Origin of the sequence: Halopseudomonas phragmitis (genome assembly GCF_002056295.1) — a bacterium.
GTDB lineage: Bacteria > Pseudomonadota > Gammaproteobacteria > Pseudomonadales > Pseudomonadaceae > Halopseudomonas > Halopseudomonas phragmitis.
In genome coordinates, this window is the sequence record NZ_CP020100.1 from 3,577,502 (window position 1) to 3,596,074 (window position 18,573).

Here is an 18,573-nt window from a genome sequence, read left to right on the forward strand (position 1 = left end):
GCTGTCTCCTCAGTCGATATCACGCGGCAAGGGTTGCGGCAGAGCGTCGCCGCCCAGTCCGCCATGTTCGGCACCATCCAGCCAGTCGACCTTGCTCATCTTGCGTACCACAACGAACTCGTCACGGTTGCAGCCCACGGTGCCGTAGTAGTTGAAACCATAGGCCTGCTGGGCATAGCCACCGATCATGTGAGTCGGCTTGAGCACCACCCGGGTGACCGAGTTGTGGTGACCGCCACGAGTACCGGTCATTTCACTGCCCGGCATGTTCACGATCCGTTCCTGGGCGTGGTACATCATCACCATGCCCTCCTTGACCCGTTGACTGACCACCGCCCGGGCGACCAGCGCACCGTTGGCGTTGAAGCACTCGACCCAGTCGTTGTCTTCGATACCGGCTTTTTGGGCATCGATTTCCGACAGCCAGATGATCGGCCCACCCCGACTGAGAGTGAGCATGATCAGGTTGTCCGAGTAGGTGCTGTGGATGCCCCACTTCTGGTGCGGGGTGATCCAGTTCAGCACGATCTCGGTATTGCCGTTGGGCTTCTTGCCCTTGACGTACTCAATGGTGCGGGTGTTGATCGGCGGGCGATAACTCATCAGCTGCTCACCGAACGCCTGCATCCACGGGTGATCCTGATAGAACTGCTGACGACCGGTGATGGTGCGCCATGGAATCAGCTCGTGGACGTTGGTGTAGCCGGCGTTGTAACTGACCTTCTCGTCTTCCAGGCCAGACCAGGTCGGGCTGGAAATGATCTTGCGCGGCTGCGCCTGAATGTCACGGAAGCGGATCGCTTCGTGCTCCTTGGCCAGTGCCAGATGGGTGTGATCGCGACCGGTGAATTTCGACAGTGCCGCCCAGGCCTTGACCGCCACATGACCATTGGTCTCGGGTGCCAGGCTGAGTACGACCTCGGCAGCATCAATGGCAGTATTGATCTGTGGCCGGCCCTGGCTGACACCCTCTTCCTGCACCACATGGTTGAGCTTGCCGAGGAACTCGACCTCATGCTCGGTATTCCAGCCGATCCCCTTGCCACCGTTACCCAGCTTGTCCAGCAGCGGCCCAAGCGAGGTGAACTTCTTGTAGGTGTTGGGGTAGTCACGCTCGACCACCATCATGTTCGGGCAGTTCTTGCCCGGTACCGGCGCTTCACCGGCGGTTTTCCAATCCGTACCACCGAACGGCTGAGCCAGTTCGCCGGGGCTGTCATGCAGCAGCGGCACGGTGACCAGATCCTGTTCGACCCCAAGCACACCCTCGGCCACCTGGGAAAACTTCTTGGCGATGGCCTTGTAGATTTCCCAGTCCGACTTCGACTCCCAGGCCGGGTCCGCCGCCTGCGACAGCGGATGGATGAACGGGTGCATGTCCGAGGTGTTGAGATCGTCCTTTTCGTACCAGGTGGCGGTCGGCAGCACGATGTCCGAATACACGCAGGTACTGGACATGCGGAAGTCCAGCGTGGTGACCAGATCCAGCTTGCCGATCGCACCCTCATCGACCCACTCGGCCTCATGTGGCTTGAAGCCGTCTCGCTTGCCCAGATCCTCGTTGAGCACGCCATGCTTCTCAGCGCCCAGCAGGTACTTGAGCATGTACTCATGGCCCTTGCCGGAGCTGCCCAGCAGGTTGGAGCGCCAGATGAACAGGTTGCGCGGGAAGTTGTCCGGGTTATCGGGCTGCTCACAGGCGAACTTCAGACTGCCGTCCTGCAACGATTGCAGTACATAGTCCTTCGGCTCCAGGCCTTTGGCTGCCGCTTCACGGCAGATCTGCAGCGGGTTGCGATTGAGCTGCGGCGCGCTGGGCAACCAGCCGGCACGTTCGGCGCGGACGTTGTAATCGAGCATGTGCTCGGGGAACTGGCTCTTGTCGGCCAAGGGTGAGAGCACTTCATGAATGCTCATCTTCTCGTGGCGCCACTGCGAGCTGTGGTTGTAGAAGAAGCTGGTGCTGTTCATTTGCCGCGGCGGACGGCTCCAGTCCAGGCCGAAGGCCAGTGGCAGCCAGCCACACTGCGGGCGCAGTTTTTCCTGACCCACGTAGTGCGCCCAGCCACCCCCGGTCTGACCCACGCAACCGCACAACATCAGCATGTTGATCAGGCCGCGGTAGTTCATGTCCATGTGGTACCAGTGGTTCATCGCCGCACCGACGATAATCATCGACCGGCCATGGGTCTTGTCGGCGGTATCGGCGAACTCGCGGGCGATCTGGATCACCTTCTCACGCGCAACACCGGTGATCTGCTCCTGCCAGGCCGGGGTGCCGGGAACGCTGGCATCGTCGTAGCTGCTGGCAACGTTGCCACCACCCAGGCCACGATCAATCCCCAGACCGGCGGCCTGAATATCAAATACCGTGGCGACCTTGACCGCCCGGCCGTCACCCAGGGTCAGGCTGCGGGCCGGCACCCGGCGCAACTGAATTTCCTCGCCCTCGACGTGCTGGAAATGCTCGTGCAGTTGGCCGCCAAAATACGGGAAGGCCACCTCGACCGCTTCGCCGCCATCGAGCTGTGACAGTTGCAACTCGACATCGCGGCCGTCACGCCCTTCACGGGCCTCGATATTCCATTTTCCGGACTCGCCCCAGCGATAACCGATCGAACCCAACGGCGACACCAGCTCACCGGTCGGGCCGTCAACCGCCACGGTTTTCCACTCGGGATTGTTGTCCTGGCCAAGCTTGCCATCCAGATCGGAGGCGCGCAGGAACCGGGTCGGCTGATAGCCGCCGGCCAGGGGCTCAAGCAGCACCAGCATTGGCAGGTCGGTATAGCGGCGCACATAGTCGGTGAAATAGGCGCTGGGTTTTTCCAGGTGAAATTCCTTGAAGATCACATGGTTCATGGCCTGGGCCAGCGCCGCATCGGTGCCCTGCTTGGGGTTGAGCCACAGGTCGGTGAGCTTGGCCACCTCGGAGTAGTCCGGGGTTACCGCCACGGTCTTGGTGCCCTTGTAGCGCACCTCAGTGAAGAAGTGCGCATCCGGGGTCCGGGTCTGCGGTACGTTGGAACCCCAGGCAATGATGTAGTTGGAGTTGTACCAGTCGGCCGACTCCGGCACGTCGGTCTGCTCGCCCCAGACCATCGGCGAGGCCGGCGGCAGGTCGCAGTACCAGTCGTAGAAGCTCATGCACACCCCGCCAATCAGCGACAGGTAGCGGCTGCCGGCGGCGTAGCTGATCATCGACATGGCCGGAATCGGTGAGAAACCAATCACCCGATCCGGGCCGTACTGCTTGATGGTATAGACGTTGGCAGCGGCGATGATCTCGGTCACTTCCTCCCAGCTGGAGCGCACAAAGCCGCCCAGACCACGCTTGCTCTTGTACGAGCGGGACTTGGCCGGATCCTCGACAATACTGGCCCAGGCCTCGACCGGGGTCTTGCCCGCCCGGGCCTCACGCCAGAGTTTGAGCAGCGACTTGCGCACCTTGGGATACTTGACCCGGTTGGCGCTGTAGATATACCAGCTGTAGCTGGCACCGCGCGGGCAACCACGGGGCTCGTGGTTGGGCAGGTCCGGACGGGTGCGCGGATAGTCGGTCTGCTGGGTTTCCCAGGTGATCAGGCCGTTCTTGACGTAGATCTTCCAGGAACAGGACCCGGTACAGTTGACCCCGTGGGTCGAGCGGACGATTTTGTCGTACTGCCAACGCGCACGGTAGACGTTCTCCCAGTCACGCGACTCCTCGCGGGTCTCGCCGTGACCGTCAGCGAATTCGCCCTGCTTCCTCTTGAAGAAGCGCAGTTGATCGAGCAGATGGCTCATGGTGGTTCTCCTCATTCCGAACGGATAAGCCGTTCAGTGGCTATCGGGATTGCTAGCGGAACTGCTGCCGTTTTTTGCTTTATTTGATCGTCACTTCCTGTTGACGGAGGGCCTCAAGCTCACGATCCACCGAGGACACGTAGTACTCCTCGGAGAACGCCCCCTCAGGTTCCTTGAGCCAGACAAAACAGAGGGCGAAGCTGATGAAGGCCCCGGCGGCAATGATCATGAAGAACTGCGACGGGGATACGAACGTATAGAGAGTAAGGTAGCAGACCGCCCCGACATTGCCATACGCGCCCGCCATCCCCGAGATTTGCCCGGTGATGCGCCGCTTGATCGAGGGGATGATGCCGAAGGTCGCGCCCTCAGCCCCCTGCACGAATACCGAGCAGGCCACAGTCACCGCCACGGCAACCAGCAACGGCCACTTCTCGCTCATCAGCCCCATCATCAGGAAGCCGACACCGATACCGAACATGTAGGCCAGCATCACGAAGCGGCGATTACCCAAACGGTCGGACACCAGCCCGCCCATTGGTCGGGCAACCAGATTGACGAAGGCGAACGAGGCGGCAATGATCCCGGCGGTTGTCGGAGTCAGCCCCCAGGTCAATTCGAAGAACATCGGCAGCATCGACACCACCGCCAGCTCGGCACCGAAGTTGGCGAAATAGGTCGAGTTCAGCGCGGCGACGCTGTTGAACGGATACTTGTCATCCTCCGGCACGCCCTTCTTCAGGATCGGCACGTTGACCCGCAGGATCTGGATGATCTGGTACAGCACCACCAGGGCAATCACCACGTAGCAGACCGTTGCGCCGGTTGCTGACAGGTAGCCCATGTCCTCAATCCGCCAGACCAGGATGCCCAGCACGCCGACCATGGGGATGGTCCAGAGAATCAGCTTGATCATGTCGGCCCAGGTACTGACCTCCATGGCACTGGCCTTCTTCGGCTTGTGATGCACGGTACCGGGCGGGCCGTCGGAAATCGCAAACCAGTAGTAGACCCCGTAGGCCGCCATGATCAGCGCCGAGCTGGCAATCGCCCAGCGCCAGCCTTCCGGACCGCCGAAGATATGGATCGCGATAGCCGGCAGGCTCATGGCTGCAGCAGCCGAACCGAAGTTGCCCCAGCCGGCATAGAAGCCTTCGGCAAAACCGATGTCCTTGGGCTTGAACCACATGGCGGTCATGTGGATGCCGACCACAAAACTGGCGCCAATCGAGCTGAGCACCAGGCGTGATACCAGCAGTTGTACGCGGCTGTCACCAAAGGCGAAGAACAGCGCCGGCAGCGCCATCACCACCAGCAGCACCGAGAACACCCGGCGCGGCCCCCAACGGTCCAGCGCCATCCCGACGATGATCCGCGCCGGGATCGTCAGCGCCACGTTGGCAATGGCAAACAGCTTGATATCGTCCGGGGTCAGCCAGTCGAGGCTTTTCAGCATGCTCGACGCCAGCGGCGCCATGCCGAACCAGACGAAGAAAGTGATGTAGAAAGCGATCCAGGTCAGATGCAGCGCCCTGATTTCCGGATTCTTCCACTTGAACACATCAGCAACTTTCATGTTCCGTTACTCCTTGCAACTCAGGGGCAAGCCTGGATCAGCACCGGGCACGGAGCCCGGCGCGCCAGGAAGGCACTGACACTGCCAAAAGTCATGTAGTCGAGTTCATCGACCAGCAGATTGAGCGAGCGCGATATGAAGCCACCGTCCGGCTCGTTGCTGTGACGGGCAATCACCAGCAGGTCGGGCTTCTTGTGCTCGGCAGCCTTGAGGATCATCTTGCGGGCGTCGCCTTCGGCCAGAATCACATCGGCATTGAGGCCGGCCTGACCGACCCGCTCGGCCGCCTCGCGCAGAAAGCCCTGGAACTCGGCGCGTTGCTGGCTGAACAGTTCGGAACTGGCGTCACTGGTGTCCAACGAGCCTTCAACCACCCCGATCAGCATGATCAGCGGGTCGAGCGGCTTGAACATGGCGATGGTGGCATCCAGCGCCTTGCGGGAATTACGTGAGTTGTCGTAAGCGATCATGATTCTCATGGTCTGTCTCCGCTCAGGGGTTCTTCACATAGGCATTGCGGCGCAGGTAGAACCACCAGTTGAGAACCAGGCACAGGGCGTAGAACACCGCGAACCCGTACATGGCCACCTCCGGGGTGCCGGCCTTGACCTGCTCACCAATCACGATCGGGGCAACGAAGGAGCCGTAAGCGGCCACCGCCGAGGTCCAGCCCAGTACCGGGCCAGCCTTCTCGCGGTCGTAGATCACACCGATGGTGCGGAAGGTCGAACCGTTACCGATGCCGCTGGCAGCGAACAGCACCAGGAACAGCACCAGGAACAGGAAGAAGTACTGCTCAGGCTGGCTGGAGCTGTAGGCCTGCTGCAGCACGTAGCCGACCGCCACCGAGGCTGCGACCATCACCACCGAGATCACCTGGGTGACAATCGAGCCGCCAACCTTGTCAGAGATCCAGCCACCCAGCGGGCGGATCAGCGCACCGATGAACGGGCCAATCCAGGCATAGGTCAGCGCGCTGGGCGCATTGGGGTTGGCCACCCGGGTTATCGTGCCGTCGGCTGCCACCTCGGTAACGAAGCCGAAGATCACCGTGATTGACAACGGCAGCGCCATCGAGAAGCCAATGAAGGAGCCGAAGGTAAGGATGTACAGCACGCTCATCGACCAGGTGTGCTTGTCGCGGAAGATCGCGAACTGGCGCTTGATGTTCGGCTGAATGCTGCCCGGCAGCAGCCGCAACAAGCCCAGGGTCAGCCCCATGATCAGGATCATGGTCAGCCACATATTGAGTACACCCAGCCCCACCGGAGCCGGCAGATACAGATACAGGCCCACCGCAGCGGCAATGAAGCCCACGCCGTACAGGCCAAGAATTTTGCCGAAAGCACCCAGGGCGCTGCCCGGATTCGGGGTAATTGGCTCAAGGTTGTTCATGCCGAACCAGCCGGCAAACGCCAGCGGAATCAGAAACACCAGCCAGACCCAACCGGCGTTCTGAATCCAGGTTTCAGTCCCGGCCGGAATTCGTCCGATCAAAGTGCCGCTGTCCTGGGTCAGCACCATGGAACCACCGGCAAAAGCTCCAAACACCCCGGCGGTCATTACCAGCGGAATCAGAATCTGCATGGTGGTCACCCCGAAATTGCCCAGCCCGGCATTCAGGCCCAGGGCCAGACCCTGCTGGTTCTTCGGGAAGAAACCGCTGATGTTGCTCATCGAGCAGGCGAAGTTGCCGCCGCCGATACCCGAGAGAAAGGCCAGCAACTGAAACACCCACAACGGCGTATTGGGATTTTGCAGCGCCATGCCAGCACCCGCGGCCGGAATCATCAGCAGCGCGGTGGTCAGAAAGATGGTGTTGCGACCGCCAGCGATGCGGATCATGAACGAGGCCGGAATCCGCAGGGTCGCCCCGGTCAGGCCGGCGATGGCGGTCAGGGTGAACAGTTCAGCCGGAGCAAAGGGAAAGCCCAGGTTGATCATCTGAACGGTGACGATGCCCCACATCAGCCAGATGGCGAACCCCATCAGCAGACTTGGGATAGAAATCCATAGATTGCGGTTGGCAATTTTCTTGCCGGTGGACTCCCAGAAAACCGGTTCCTCCACATCCCATTTCTTGATCATGCTCATGGCGCATCCTCTGTCTGGTGCAAGTCGGGACCGGCCATACCGGCTCCATGGCTCGCACGCTAAGGGGATGTGGCCTGGCAAAACTTGATCTGGATCAACACGACCATTTCGCACAGGCGAGCAAAATCGGGCTCATACCTCTTTTTGGATACCTATTTAAAACAAAATAAATCCATTAAAATCAAACAATTAAAAGACTGAGACACAACATAGGGAGTAGCCCGCCAGCAGCCCGGCTTATTGGAGATACCTACCGCCGGTGATTGCAAAAATCGGCGTCTGGCGCACAATTGGTTCTACCTGCCGCCAGAATCTGCCAAGCTCTCATGCCCAACACCCCGCCTGACCCGCTCACTCCCCGCCATTCAGTGGTGTTCCACACGCTGCTGGCGTTTGTGGTGATCATCGGCGTGTCGGTGTTAAGTCTGCTCGGCAACCTGTACATGGCTGATGCCCTGGAAGGTGACGCCGCCGCCATCAACCAGGCCGGCAGCCTGCGCATGCAGGCCTACCGTCTGGCCCTGACTGCCACCCAGGGCGATGACGAGCGGCTGGCCGAACGCCTGCAACGGCTGGACGATACCCTGACCTCGCCGGCGCTACTGCTGACCGTGCGCCGCCACCCCAACAGTGCGCTCCCGGAGCGCTACGCCACCATCGTCAGCCATTGGGCCTATACCATGCGCCCACAACTGGCCGACCAGCCCCGTGATCTGGCGCGTTATCTCAGCGAACTGGATGCCTTTACCCAGGAGCTGGACGGTTTCGTGCGCAGCCTGCAGGAAGCCTCGGAACGCAAACTGGGGGTGATTCGGGTACTGCAGGTCGGCACCCTGTTCATCATCGTGTTGATCGCCTTTTTGCTGATCAACCGCCTGCACAACAACCTGGCGACACCGCTGCGCGCGCTGACCGCCATGGCCCGGCAGATCGGGCGCGGCAACTTCAGCAGCCGGGTCGAGGTTGCGGGTGATACCGAGCTGAGTCTGCTGGCTCGCACGCTCAACCAGATGAGTCAGGAGCTGGCCGAGCTGTACGCCCAGATGGAACAGAAAGTCAGCGACAAGACCGCCGAGCTGCAACGCAGCAACGCCAGCCTGCAACTGCTGTTCAACGGCGCACAGATGCTCTACAGCCAGCCCCAGGACCCCGGTCAGATGATGGGTCAGTTGCTCAGCAAAGTGCAGGAAGCACTGGGCAGTGGCCCGGTCAGCCTGTGCCTGAACCGCCCCGGGGAAGCCGGCAGTCACACCGCTATCAGCTCGCTCGATATGCTGCCACCCTACTATTGCGACCTCCCCCAGTGTGCAGCCTGCCCGGCGCAGGCCAACCAGGGGCTGCTGGCCAACGGCAACCGGCTGATCAGCTTTGCCATGCGCTCCGGGGCCAGCGAGCTGGGCACCCTGCGGGTTGAGCATCCGGCCGATCAGGCACTGGAGCCCTGGCAGGAACAGTTGATGCTCACCCTGGCAGACCTGTTTGCCGCCTCACTCAGCCTTGCTGGTCAGGGCGAACAACAGGCACGCATGGCGCTGATGGAAGAGCGTGCAGTCATCGCCCGCGAACTGCACGACTCGCTGGCCCAGGCACTGTCGGCGCAGAAGCTGCAGTTGGCACGACTCAAACGCCTGGCTGCACGTGGCGCCGACAGCGAGACCCTGAGCGCTACCGCTGGCGAGATTGAACAGGGATTGAATGCCGCCTATCGACAACTACGCGAGCTGCTCACCACCTTCCGTATCAAGGTCAACGCCCCCGGACTCAAGCCAGCCCTGCACGCCACCGTGGAAGAGTTCAGCAGCAACTCCGGGCTGGACATTCATTTCAACTACCAGCTCGATCACTGCCCGCTGACCCCCAACGAGGAAATCCACTGCCTGCAGGTAGTCCGAGAAGCCCTGAGCAACGTGCTCAAACACGCCAAGGCCAGCCAGTGCTGGCTGAGCCTGTATCAGGACCGCAAGGGCATGATCCATGTCCAGATCGAGGACAACGGCATTGGTATTGGCGACAGCGTCAGCCCTAGCGGTCACTATGGGCTGACCATTTTGCGTGAACGTGCCGAAGGTCTGCATGGCGAGGTCAGCATCGACCCACGCGAAGCTGGCGGCACCCGGGTCTGGTTACGCTTTGCCCCCGACTATCGACGAATCCCCCTGAGACAGGAGTCAGTCTGAAATGAGTGAAGAGGACATCACCCGCATTCTGTTGGTCGACGACCACCCGATGATGCGTCGCGGTTTGCGTGACCTGCTGGAACTGGAAGACGACCTGCAACCGGTCGGTGAAGCCGGCAGTGGCGCAGAAGCCCTGCAGCTGGCCGAGCAGCACGAGCCCGACCTGATTCTGATGGACCTGAACATGCCCGGTATGGATGGCATCGAAACCGTCCGCCAACTGCGCGACGCCGGCTGCGATGCCCGAATCGTGATGTTTACCGTTTCCGACGAGCACGGCCATGTGCTTGAGGCCCTGCGCCAGGGGGCCGACGGCTATCTGCTCAAGGACATGGACGCCGATCACCTGGTCGAGCAGATCCGCAAGGCCGCCCACGGTCAATTGGCCCTGAGCCCGGACCTGACCATGGTGCTGGCCCAGGCCATTCGTGAGCGCCCCAGCAAGCATCAGCCTAGTTCAGCCGCGTCTCTGACCAAGCGGGAAAAGGATGTGCTCAAGCTGATCGCCAAGGGCCACAGCAACAAGATGATCGCGCGCCGCCTGGATATCACCGAAGGTACGGTCAAGGTCCACGTCAAACGCCTGCTCAACAAGCTGGGCATGCGCTCACGCACCGAAGCGGCGGTCTGGGTAGTGGAAAACCATCTGAACTGATCAGCCGCTGGCAATACGGGTCTTCAACTCCCAGATCTGCTCGACCAGCCGGTCCTCAAGCAGGTCAGCCTGCTCCTGGGTACAGTCCGTGCCAAAGCGCTTGCGCAGGCCCAGGTCACTCAACACGATGTGTTCATCCGGCTGCACCTGGCAGCGAGCCAGGCAGGCTTTGACGCAATGCAGCCGGCAGCCATCGATGGCGACGATCGGACGCCCGGAGCGGGCCAGTTTGACCAGCGCCGCAACGCCACCACCAACGCCGGCAATACAGGACATTTCCGCCACTCCGGCCCGATCCAGGCGCAGCGCCAGGTTATTGGCCAACTGTGCGACATTGGAGCAGCCGGAACAGGAGTAGATCAAAGGGTGTTCAGATGTAGACGACATGTTTGTCACCTCGCTGAGGTTACATGTAACAGAGTCAGACAAGCAGTTGCTCGAATGGCCAGTAGCGCACCAGATCTCCCTGTTTCAGGGTCCGCTCCGGCTCGATCTCCACCAGCCCTGCGGCCCAACAGGCTGCGCTGAGCATGGCCGAGCCCTGGTTCTCGTGCAGCACCGCCTGTTGGCCAGTTGCACAGGACTCGTGGCGGCCACGCAGAAACTGACGTCGTGGCCGGGCCTTGGGCCAGTCAAAACCGGCCGGCAGCAAATACGGCATGGGGTTGTCGGTCAGGCAGCCCTGAGCCTTTAGCAACCAGGGCCGCGCCACCATCAATGCGGTAACCAGAACCGCCACCGGGTTCCCCGGCAAACCGATCCACGGCGTCCCGGCCACCTCGCCAAAGGCCAGCGGCTTGCCCGGTTGAATCGCCAGCCGCCACAGTTGCAGACTGCCCAGATCCTGCACTGCCAGTTTCAGATGATCTTCTTCACCAACCGAGACGCCACCCGAACTGAGCAGCACGTCAGCCTGTCCGGCCAGTTCGGCCAGACGGTTGCGGGTGAGCGCCAGATCATCGGCCAGGCATCCACCATCGATCACCTCCATCCCCCAGCCCTGCAACAGACTGAGCAATGTATAGCGATTGGCATCGTAGATCTGCCCGCCGGCCACCGGCTGCCCTGGCTCACGCAGCTCATCACCACTGCTCACCAAGGCGACCCGCAGACGCCGGTAGACCGGTATCCGGGCCAGCCCATGACTGGCCAGCAGGCCAATGTCCTGAGCCCGCAAGCGCTGCCCTTTGGGCACCAGAAGATCCCCACGGCGCAATTCTTCAGCCTGACGGCGAACATGCTGACCCGGCGTCAATGCCGGCAGCAAAACCTGCCCACCTTCGACCCGGCACTGCTCCTGCGGCACGACACTATCGGCCCCAGGTGGCAATGGTGCACCGGTAAAGATCCGCACTGCTGTCTGCGGCGCCAGAAGATCAGCCTGATCACCTGCCGCCACCCGCCCCAAAACCGGCAACCAGCCGCCCGCAGCCGGCAGATCACTGGCCCGCAGCGCGTAACCGTCCATCGCACTATTGTCCCAGGCCGGCACATCCAGCAGCGCGTGCTGATCCATGGCCAGCACCCGGCCAAGCGCCTGGTGCAGCTCCACCGGCTCGCTGACCAGCGGGTCCGGCATGAACTCAAGCAGATGGGCCAGTGCCACTTCCAGCGGCAACAGATGCTGGCTGGTCGTGCAGTCGCATTGGCTCATGACCGACTCCCGCAACATGCCACCTGCTGTTCAATCGGCTTGAGGTGAGGCACGGCGTTGCACGGTCGGGTCCGACTATCCAGTTGCAGCGCCAGAATCCCATCCCATGCAGTGCGACAGGCACCCGGCGAGCCCGGCAAACAACACACCAGCGTGCCATTGGCAAAACCGGCCAGCGCCCGGGACTGCACGGTCGAAGTACCAATTTCCTGGAACGACAACTGACGAAACAGCTCGCCAAAGCCATCCATGCTCTTGTCCAGCAGCGGGCTGATGGCCTGGGGTGTATTGTCCCGCGCAGTAAACCCGGTCCCCCCGGTGATCAGCACCACCTGAACGTCCGGCGCAGCAATCCACTGCGACACCTGGGCCCGCAGCAGGTAGATATCGTCGATCACCAACTGCCGGTCAGCCAGCACATGGCCTGCAGCCTGCAAGCGCTCAACCAGAGTGCGACCGGAGTCATCGGTTTCCAGAGTACGGGTATCGCTGACCGTCAGCACAGCGATGCGCAAGGGAATAAAAGCCTGAGAAGCCAGGTGGGCCATAAGCCAAACCTCCTAGAAAGTCTGGCTTTGAGCATGCAGTTGATCAGCACTGACCGATAGTGCCCTATGGAGGTACATACCCGGAGCATTGGAGGGGTATGGCACTACCCCCTCACACATCCCCACCCTGGATTGCCACGCCGCTGCGCGGCTCGCAATGACAGTTTGGGAGTAACAACCCCAATCGCCACACACCGCCTCCACCTACCCGTCATTGCGAGGACCTCAGGTCCGTGGCAATCCATAGGCCACCTCATACGCACCCCGGTTGCACCCACCATCAAACCTGCGCAACACTGCCCCTCCCGAAAGCACCCCAAGGATGGCCGTATGATCAGGGAACCCTGTGTCTACATCATGAGCAACAAACCCAACGGCACACTGTACGTTGGCGTCACCTCCAACCTACCTGCCCGCGTCTGGCAGCATCGAACCGGAGCAGTACCCGGCTTCACCTCCCGGTACGGACTCACCAAACTGGTCTGGTATGAAAGACATGAACAAATGGCAGAAGCCATAAGTCGAGAGAAACAGCTAAAAGCCGGCAACCGCGCAGGAAAAATCCGCCTGATCGAAGAAAGCAACCCACACTGGAACGATTTGTATACGACCCTGTAAGAGTGCGGCAGCGAAACCCTGGATTGCCACGCCGCTACGCGGCTCGCAATGACGACCGGGAGTAACAGCCCCAATCACCACACACCGCCCCCACCAACCCCGTCATTGCGAGGGCCAAAGGCCCGTGGCAATCCAAGCGCCCTCATCAACAACACTCCTGGATTGCCACGCCGCTACACGGCTCGCAATGACGGCCGGGAGCAACAAACCCCATCACCGTGCCCACGCCCCACCCCCGTCATTGCGAGGGCCGAAGGCCCGCGGCAATCCAAGCGCCCGCATCAACAACACCCCTGGATTGCCACGCCACTACGCGGCTCGCAATGACGGCCGGGAGCAACAGCCCCAATCTCCGTGCCCACTTCCCGCCCTCGTCATTGCGAGGGCCGCAGGCCCGTGGCAATCCATAGGCGGCTACACAACACCCCACCTCAAACCCAGCGCTTCAACGCCGCATCATCGCTCTCACGGGCATCGACCCAGCGTGGGCCGTCCGCGGTGTCTTCCTTTTTCCAGAATGGGGCCTGGGTCTTGAGGTAGTCGATGATGAAATGACAGGCCTCAAAAGCTGCCTCTCGGTGAGCAGAGCTGACGCCAACAAACACGATTGGCTCACCCGGCTCCAGGCGTCCAACCCGGTGCAACACTTCAACGGTCAGCAGCGGCCAGCGCTCACGGGCCAGATCGACAATCTTGCCCAGCGCCTTCTCGGTCATCCCCGAATAGTGCTCAAGCAGCATGCCGGCCACTTCCTGGCCGTCATTGAAATCACGCACATAACCAACAAACCCGACCACCGCACCAACCCCAAGCTGATCGGCATGCAACTGGTTGAGTAACTGGCCAGGATCGAAGCAGGCCGTCTGCACCCGTATCGCCATATCAGCCTCCGGTTACCGGCGGAAAAAACGCCACTTCATCGCCATCGGCCAAAGGCTCATCCAAACCACACAATTCCTGATTGCGAGCGCACATCAGACGCGGTTCGGCCAGCACCTGCCAGGCTTCACCCCGGGCCAGCAGCAAGTCACGCACCGCAGCAACGCTATCGAGTTCAGCCGACCAGGGCAGTTGCTCCTGATCACAATTGAGGGTTTCCCGGTAACGGGCGAAATAGTTGAGGGTCAGCATCAGTCCGGCTCCGCCTGGTAGTCGCCACTCTTGCCGCCGTGCTTGCTGAGCAGCCGGGTCGATTCGATCACCATGCCCTTGTCCACCGCCTTGCACATGTCGTACAGGGTCAGTGCGGCGATACTGGCGGCGGTCAGGGCTTCCATCTCTACCCCGGTCTGACCGGCCAGTTTGCAGCGCGCCTCGATCCGTACCGCATCCGGCGCCTCGGCAAACAGTTCGACCTTGACCCCGGTCAGCAGTAGCGGGTGACACAGCGGGATCAGTTCATGGGTGCGTTTGGCCGCCTGGATGCCGGCGATCCGGGCTACGGCAAATACATCCCCCTTGGGATGGCCGCCGGTCTGGATCAGCTCCAGGGTTTGCGGGAGCATGCGCACCCGGCTTTGCGCCACGGCTTCACGGAAAGTCACCGCCTTGTCGGTGACATCGACCATATTGGCCCGGCCCTGGCTGTCGAGGTGAGTAAGCATCGATGATTCCTGTAACGTCGTCATGCCTCTACTCTACCGCAACCGCCCAGGCCGGGCATTACCTCTAACGAGGGGGTTACCTGGATTGCCACGGACCTACGGCCCTCGCAATGACGGAGTAGAGCCAACGCACCACACTCTACCCTCACCCCAAACCGTCATTGCGAGCCGCACAGCGGCGCGGCAATCCAAAAGGCGGCTCTGCACACCCGAACACCTGGATTGCCACGGGCCTGCGGCCCTCGCAATGACGGAGTAGAGCCAACGCACCGTACTCCCCCCACCCCAAACCGTCATTGCGAGCCGCGAAGCGGCGCGGCAATCCAAGGGACGACTCTGCACACCCGAACACCTGGATTGCCACGGGCCTTCGGCCCTCGCAATGACGGAGTAGAGCCAACGCCCCGTACTCCACCCCTCACCCCAAACCGTCATTGCGAGCCGCGCAGCGGCGCGGCAATCCAAGGGATGGCTCTGCACACCCGGGCACCTGGATTGCCACGGGCCTACGGCCCTCGCAATGACGTAGTAGAACCGACGCCCCCCACTCCACCCCCACCCCAAACCGTCATTGCGAGCCGCACAGCGGCGCGGCAATCCAAGGGATGGCTCTGCACACCCGGGCACCTGGATTGCCACGGGCCTTCGGCCCTCGCAATGACGTAGTAGAACCGACGCACCGTACTCACCCCTCACCCCAAACCGTCATTGCGAGCCGCACAGCGGCGCGGCAATCCAAGGGACGGCTCTGCTCGCCCGGACACCTGGATTGCCACGGGCCTGCGGCCCTCGCAATGACGGAGTAGAACCGACGCACCGCACTCTACCCCCTCACCCCAAACCGTCATTGCGAGCCGCGAAGCGGCGCGGCAATCCATGGCCCACGAATGAGCCCCAACTCAGCTCACCCGCAACACATCCGGCGGCGTCAGGTAATCGCTGCTGGAGCCACGCCGTTCGGCACTGTCATCAATCTCCAGCCGAGCAATACTGCGCAGGTGTACCTCGTCCGGGCCATCGGCGATCCGCAGTGAGCGGGCGCTGGTCCACAGATCGGCCAGTGGGGTGTCCGGGGTCAGGCCCATGGCGCCGAATACCTGCATGGCGCGATCAACCACACCACCCAACATCGCCGGCACCACCGCCTTGATCATGGCAATTTCGCGGCGGGCCTTGCGCGCGCCAACCTGATCGATCATCCAGGCGGTCTTGAGTACCAGCAGCCTGGCCTGCTCAATCTCCATGCGTGAACGGGCGATCCACTCACTGATGCTGCCATGCTGATGCAGGTAGCGGCCAAAAGTCTTGCGCTCCTGAGCCCGGTCAACCATCAGTTCCAGCGCCAGCTCAGCCATCCCGATGGCACGCATGCAGTGATGGACTCGCCCCGGCCCCAACCGGGCCTGGGCCATCATGAACCCATCCCCCTCATTGCCCAGCAGATTCTCGACCGGCACCCGAACATTGCGCAGCAGCAGCTCACAATGACCTTCGGCCGAAACGTGGTTCATCACCGGAATATTGCGCACAAGCTCAACGCCGGGGGTATCGAACGGGACGATCATCATGCTCTGCTGACGGTGACTGTCCGCATCCGGGTCGGTCTTGCCCATTACAATAAGAAACGCGCAGTCAGGATGAGCCGCATTGGTGATGAACCACTTGCGCCCATTGATCACATAGTGATCGCCATCACGGCGGATCAGCGTCTGGATATTGCTGGCATCCGAGGACGGTACATCCGGCTCGGTCATGGCAAAGGCCGAGCGAATCTCACCATTAAGCAAGGGCAGCAGCCAGCGCTGGTACTGCGCATCCGTGGCAAACAGGTGCAGCAACTCCATGTTGCCGGTATCCGGCGCATTGCAGTTGAATACTTCCGAAGCCCAGTGAATCCGGCCCATGATTTCCGCCAGCGGGGCGTACTCCAGATTGCTCAGGCCGGTCCCCGGCTCATCCTCGCGCAACCCAGGCAGAAACAGATTCCACAGCCCCTCTTCCCTGGCCAGGGCCTTGAGGTCAGCCATGAACGGCGGCGGATAGTCACCCGCCGCCACCGCCCGGTGCCACTCAGGGATGCGTGGCACGATGTAACGCTCCATGAACCCACGCAACTGGGTCATCAGCGCCTGGGTCCGTTCACTGTATGCAAAATTCATGAGGTCAACTCCAATCGAGGGGGTTGAACTCACGTTAATCCAGTCAATTAATTTTGATTTTGATCAGAATCAAAAATAAAAGCCGTGAATACCACAGGGCGCACCACTGCGGCGGAACAAAAGTCCAGCACAGCTTGAGAGCGACACCTTTAACACTCTGCCCCTACGTCGGGTTGGTTTACAAGGCCACGGATGACGCTTTTGCTTATCGCCCAGCTTCGGTATCACTACTGATTTGACGCTTTGCTCACCGGAAAATCAGGAGCGTAGCGAGTGATTTTCCGAGTGCAGCAATTTGTTATGTGTTTAATTTAATGTTGGATTCAATTACAACTTCGCCATTGGTGTAATTAACTGATGAAGCCTTGCACTCCCTCATACCCCTTATACTCACACCATCTTCGAGCACTTCCATAAGCTTAACCTGTTCCCCTTCCTTGATTTGCTTTATGCCCTCTAAATCTTCGACTTTAAGGGTGACAACTGAGTTTGCGTCGCTTTTAATAGAGCCAACAGAAATAATTCGTTTAGACTGGGTGTATATTTTTACAATCAGGCCACTTTCGGAGGATAATATTTTTGAAAGCTGTTCCCCTCCTTTTATTGGCTCTCTCACTGATGAATAAACCTTACTATAAGAGTCAACAATCGAAAAGTAATTCAAGTAGAAAATATTTTCGAGATCAATATCGGAAAAATGGAGGCTTTCTTGACCTTTTAACATCTCACATGACAAATATGCGATGTTTGGACTCAAAGGAAAGAAAAAGAACGCAACCTCCGTGCTTTCATCTTCCATTTCCAGGAGATATCTCTTAGGAATAACTCTTAATGCATCTGTGATATTTACCTGTCTTCTTACCACTGGATTGTCAGATGTCACGAACGGAAATTTTGTTGAATTATAAATGATTGTCGCATGTGGATGTATCACATGCCCTAAATCAGTGCTAACAAGCAGCCTTTTTGCAACGTCCTTTAAAGCAGATTGATAGTTATCCTTCCCTTCAAAAGCATCCATCCATTCAGCAATTTTATCCCAAGCACCTTGGAAAATTTCAACGAAAGCCTCTACCCTCATAAGCTGGAGAGTGACAAAGTAAGACATAAATGACATGTTTTCGTTTCTAGTCCTACCCTTTCTAATTTCATCAAATACTTTAGGATAAACACCTTCAACTTTAGACAAATAGCTTTCAATTACTGGCTGTTTAGAATCATCTTCAGGGAGATTGTAGAAGTAGGATTTTACAAGTGTTTTATGCCTAATAGATCTCAGCTTCCAGCCAGCCGTTAAATTTTTGTCATTGACGTATATTCCACTAGTAAAATTTGGATTTACCTTCTTCTCATAAGATACGTCAGCAATAAAATTTTTTAAGTAGCAAGCTGGCACTAAATGTTGGTTCTTTTTCTCTGGCATACGCAACAGCTCTCTAAGACACATAACAGTGAAGTGGATCGACGGCTTTATGACCACATACCAAAGGTTTTTTATGATCACGCTTATGGCGACGGCCGCTTCCAAACAACCCCCAACTAAATCAACCATCTAGGCAGTTACGTATTACTCGATTGTGTAATCGCGTGACGTCTCTATTTTGTTTGTGCCGGCGGCGTTGAATGATGTCAGTGTGCCTTGCGCGAGCGTTGTTGCCAAGGGCATGGGTTTACCCCGTTTCCAAGGCAAAAAAACGGCTGC

Annotated in this window: 14 protein-coding genes and 1 pseudogene; 3 read left to right on the forward strand and 12 right to left on the reverse strand. The window is 59.6% G+C overall.

The window, feature by feature from the left end; translation table 11 throughout:
* Positions 1-9: 9 nt before the first annotated feature.
* The 4 genes from BVH74_RS16540 to BVH74_RS16555 all read right to left on the reverse strand — a co-directional run bounded on the left by BVH74_RS16540 (position 10) and on the right by BVH74_RS16555 (position 7,456).
* Complete coding sequence (locus tag BVH74_RS16540; protein WP_080051169.1) at positions 10-3,786, reverse strand: nitrate reductase subunit alpha; 3,777 nt, start codon at positions 3,784-3,786, stop codon at positions 10-12.
* 79 nt (positions 3,787-3,865) lie between these two features.
* Positions 3,866-5,362 (reverse strand): MFS transporter, encoded by a 1,497-nt coding sequence (locus BVH74_RS16545; RefSeq protein ID WP_080051170.1) that lies wholly within the window; start codon positions 5,360-5,362, stop codon positions 3,866-3,868.
* 20 nt (positions 5,363-5,382) lie between these two features.
* A complete protein-coding gene (locus BVH74_RS16550; RefSeq protein WP_080051171.1) occupies positions 5,383-5,841 on the reverse strand; it encodes a universal stress protein in 459 nt (152 codons plus the stop codon).
* A gap of 13 nt (positions 5,842-5,854) precedes the next feature.
* Entirely contained in the window at positions 5,855-7,456 is a 1,602-nt protein-coding gene (locus BVH74_RS16555) for an MFS transporter (protein WP_080051172.1), read from the reverse strand.
* A 326-nt stretch (positions 7,457-7,782) separates the two neighbouring features.
* Here BVH74_RS16555 and BVH74_RS16560 point away from each other — a divergent pair.
* Both BVH74_RS16560 and narL read left to right on the forward strand, forming a co-directional pair.
* A pseudogene (locus tag BVH74_RS16560) lies at positions 7,783-9,705 on the forward strand (type IV pili methyl-accepting chemotaxis transducer N-terminal domain-containing protein).
* Positions 9,683-10,288, forward strand: a complete 606-nt coding sequence (gene narL / locus BVH74_RS16565; protein WP_373279495.1) for a two-component system response regulator NarL — start codon at positions 9,683-9,685, stop codon at positions 10,286-10,288. Before BVH74_RS16560 ends, narL begins: the two are co-directional and overlap by 23 nt.
* Here the strand turns inward: narL and BVH74_RS16570 are convergent, their stop codons facing one another.
* Genes BVH74_RS16570 through moaB form a run of 3 tightly spaced genes read right to left on the reverse strand, consistent with a single transcriptional unit; the run spans position 10,289 to position 12,490 of the window.
* Positions 10,289-10,675, reverse strand: coding sequence for a putative zinc-binding protein (locus BVH74_RS16570; RefSeq protein WP_080051174.1), 387 nt, complete (start codon positions 10,673-10,675; stop codon positions 10,289-10,291). It lies immediately after the preceding gene.
* Positions 10,676-10,709: 34 nt separating this feature from the next.
* A complete protein-coding gene (locus BVH74_RS16575; protein ID WP_080051175.1) occupies positions 10,710-11,942 on the reverse strand; it encodes a molybdopterin molybdotransferase MoeA in 1,233 nt (410 codons plus the stop codon).
* Entirely contained in the window at positions 11,939-12,490 is a 552-nt protein-coding gene (gene moaB / locus BVH74_RS16580; protein ID WP_080051176.1) for a molybdenum cofactor biosynthesis protein B, read from the reverse strand. Before moaB ends, BVH74_RS16575 begins: the two co-directional genes overlap by 4 nt.
* A 330-nt stretch (positions 12,491-12,820) precedes the next feature.
* On the opposite strand from moaB, the gene BVH74_RS16585 reads away from it, so the two are divergent.
* The gene (locus tag BVH74_RS16585; RefSeq protein ID WP_218189147.1) at positions 12,821-13,108 is read left to right on the forward strand and encodes a GIY-YIG nuclease family protein; all 288 of its coding nucleotides are present in this window, start codon (positions 12,821-12,823) and stop codon (positions 13,106-13,108) included.
* A 431-nt stretch (positions 13,109-13,539) separates the two neighbouring features.
* Here the strand turns inward: BVH74_RS16585 and moaE are convergent, their stop codons facing one another.
* The 5 genes from moaE to BVH74_RS16610 form a co-directional block, all read right to left on the reverse strand.
* Positions 13,540-13,989, reverse strand: coding sequence for a molybdopterin synthase catalytic subunit MoaE (gene moaE / locus BVH74_RS16590; RefSeq protein WP_080051177.1), 450 nt, complete (start codon positions 13,987-13,989; stop codon positions 13,540-13,542).
* Between the two features lies 1 nt (position 13,990).
* Complete coding sequence (locus BVH74_RS16595; RefSeq protein WP_080051178.1) at positions 13,991-14,239, reverse strand: MoaD/ThiS family protein; 249 nt, start codon at positions 14,237-14,239, stop codon at positions 13,991-13,993.
* Positions 14,239-14,712 carry a cyclic pyranopterin monophosphate synthase MoaC gene (gene moaC / locus BVH74_RS16600; RefSeq protein ID WP_080051179.1) on the reverse strand — a complete coding sequence of 158 codons (474 nt, stop codon included), beginning with the start codon at positions 14,710-14,712 and terminating at the stop codon, positions 14,239-14,241. Before moaC ends, BVH74_RS16595 begins: the two co-directional genes overlap by 1 nt.
* Positions 14,713-15,611: 899 nt before the next feature.
* Entirely contained in the window at positions 15,612-16,871 is a 1,260-nt protein-coding gene (locus BVH74_RS16605; protein ID WP_080051180.1) for an acyl-CoA dehydrogenase family protein, read from the reverse strand.
* Between the two features lie 298 nt (positions 16,872-17,169).
* Entirely contained in the window at positions 17,170-18,294 is a 1,125-nt protein-coding gene (locus tag BVH74_RS16610; protein WP_177344547.1) for a DUF4238 domain-containing protein, read from the reverse strand.
* Positions 18,295-18,573 lie beyond the last annotated feature (279 nt).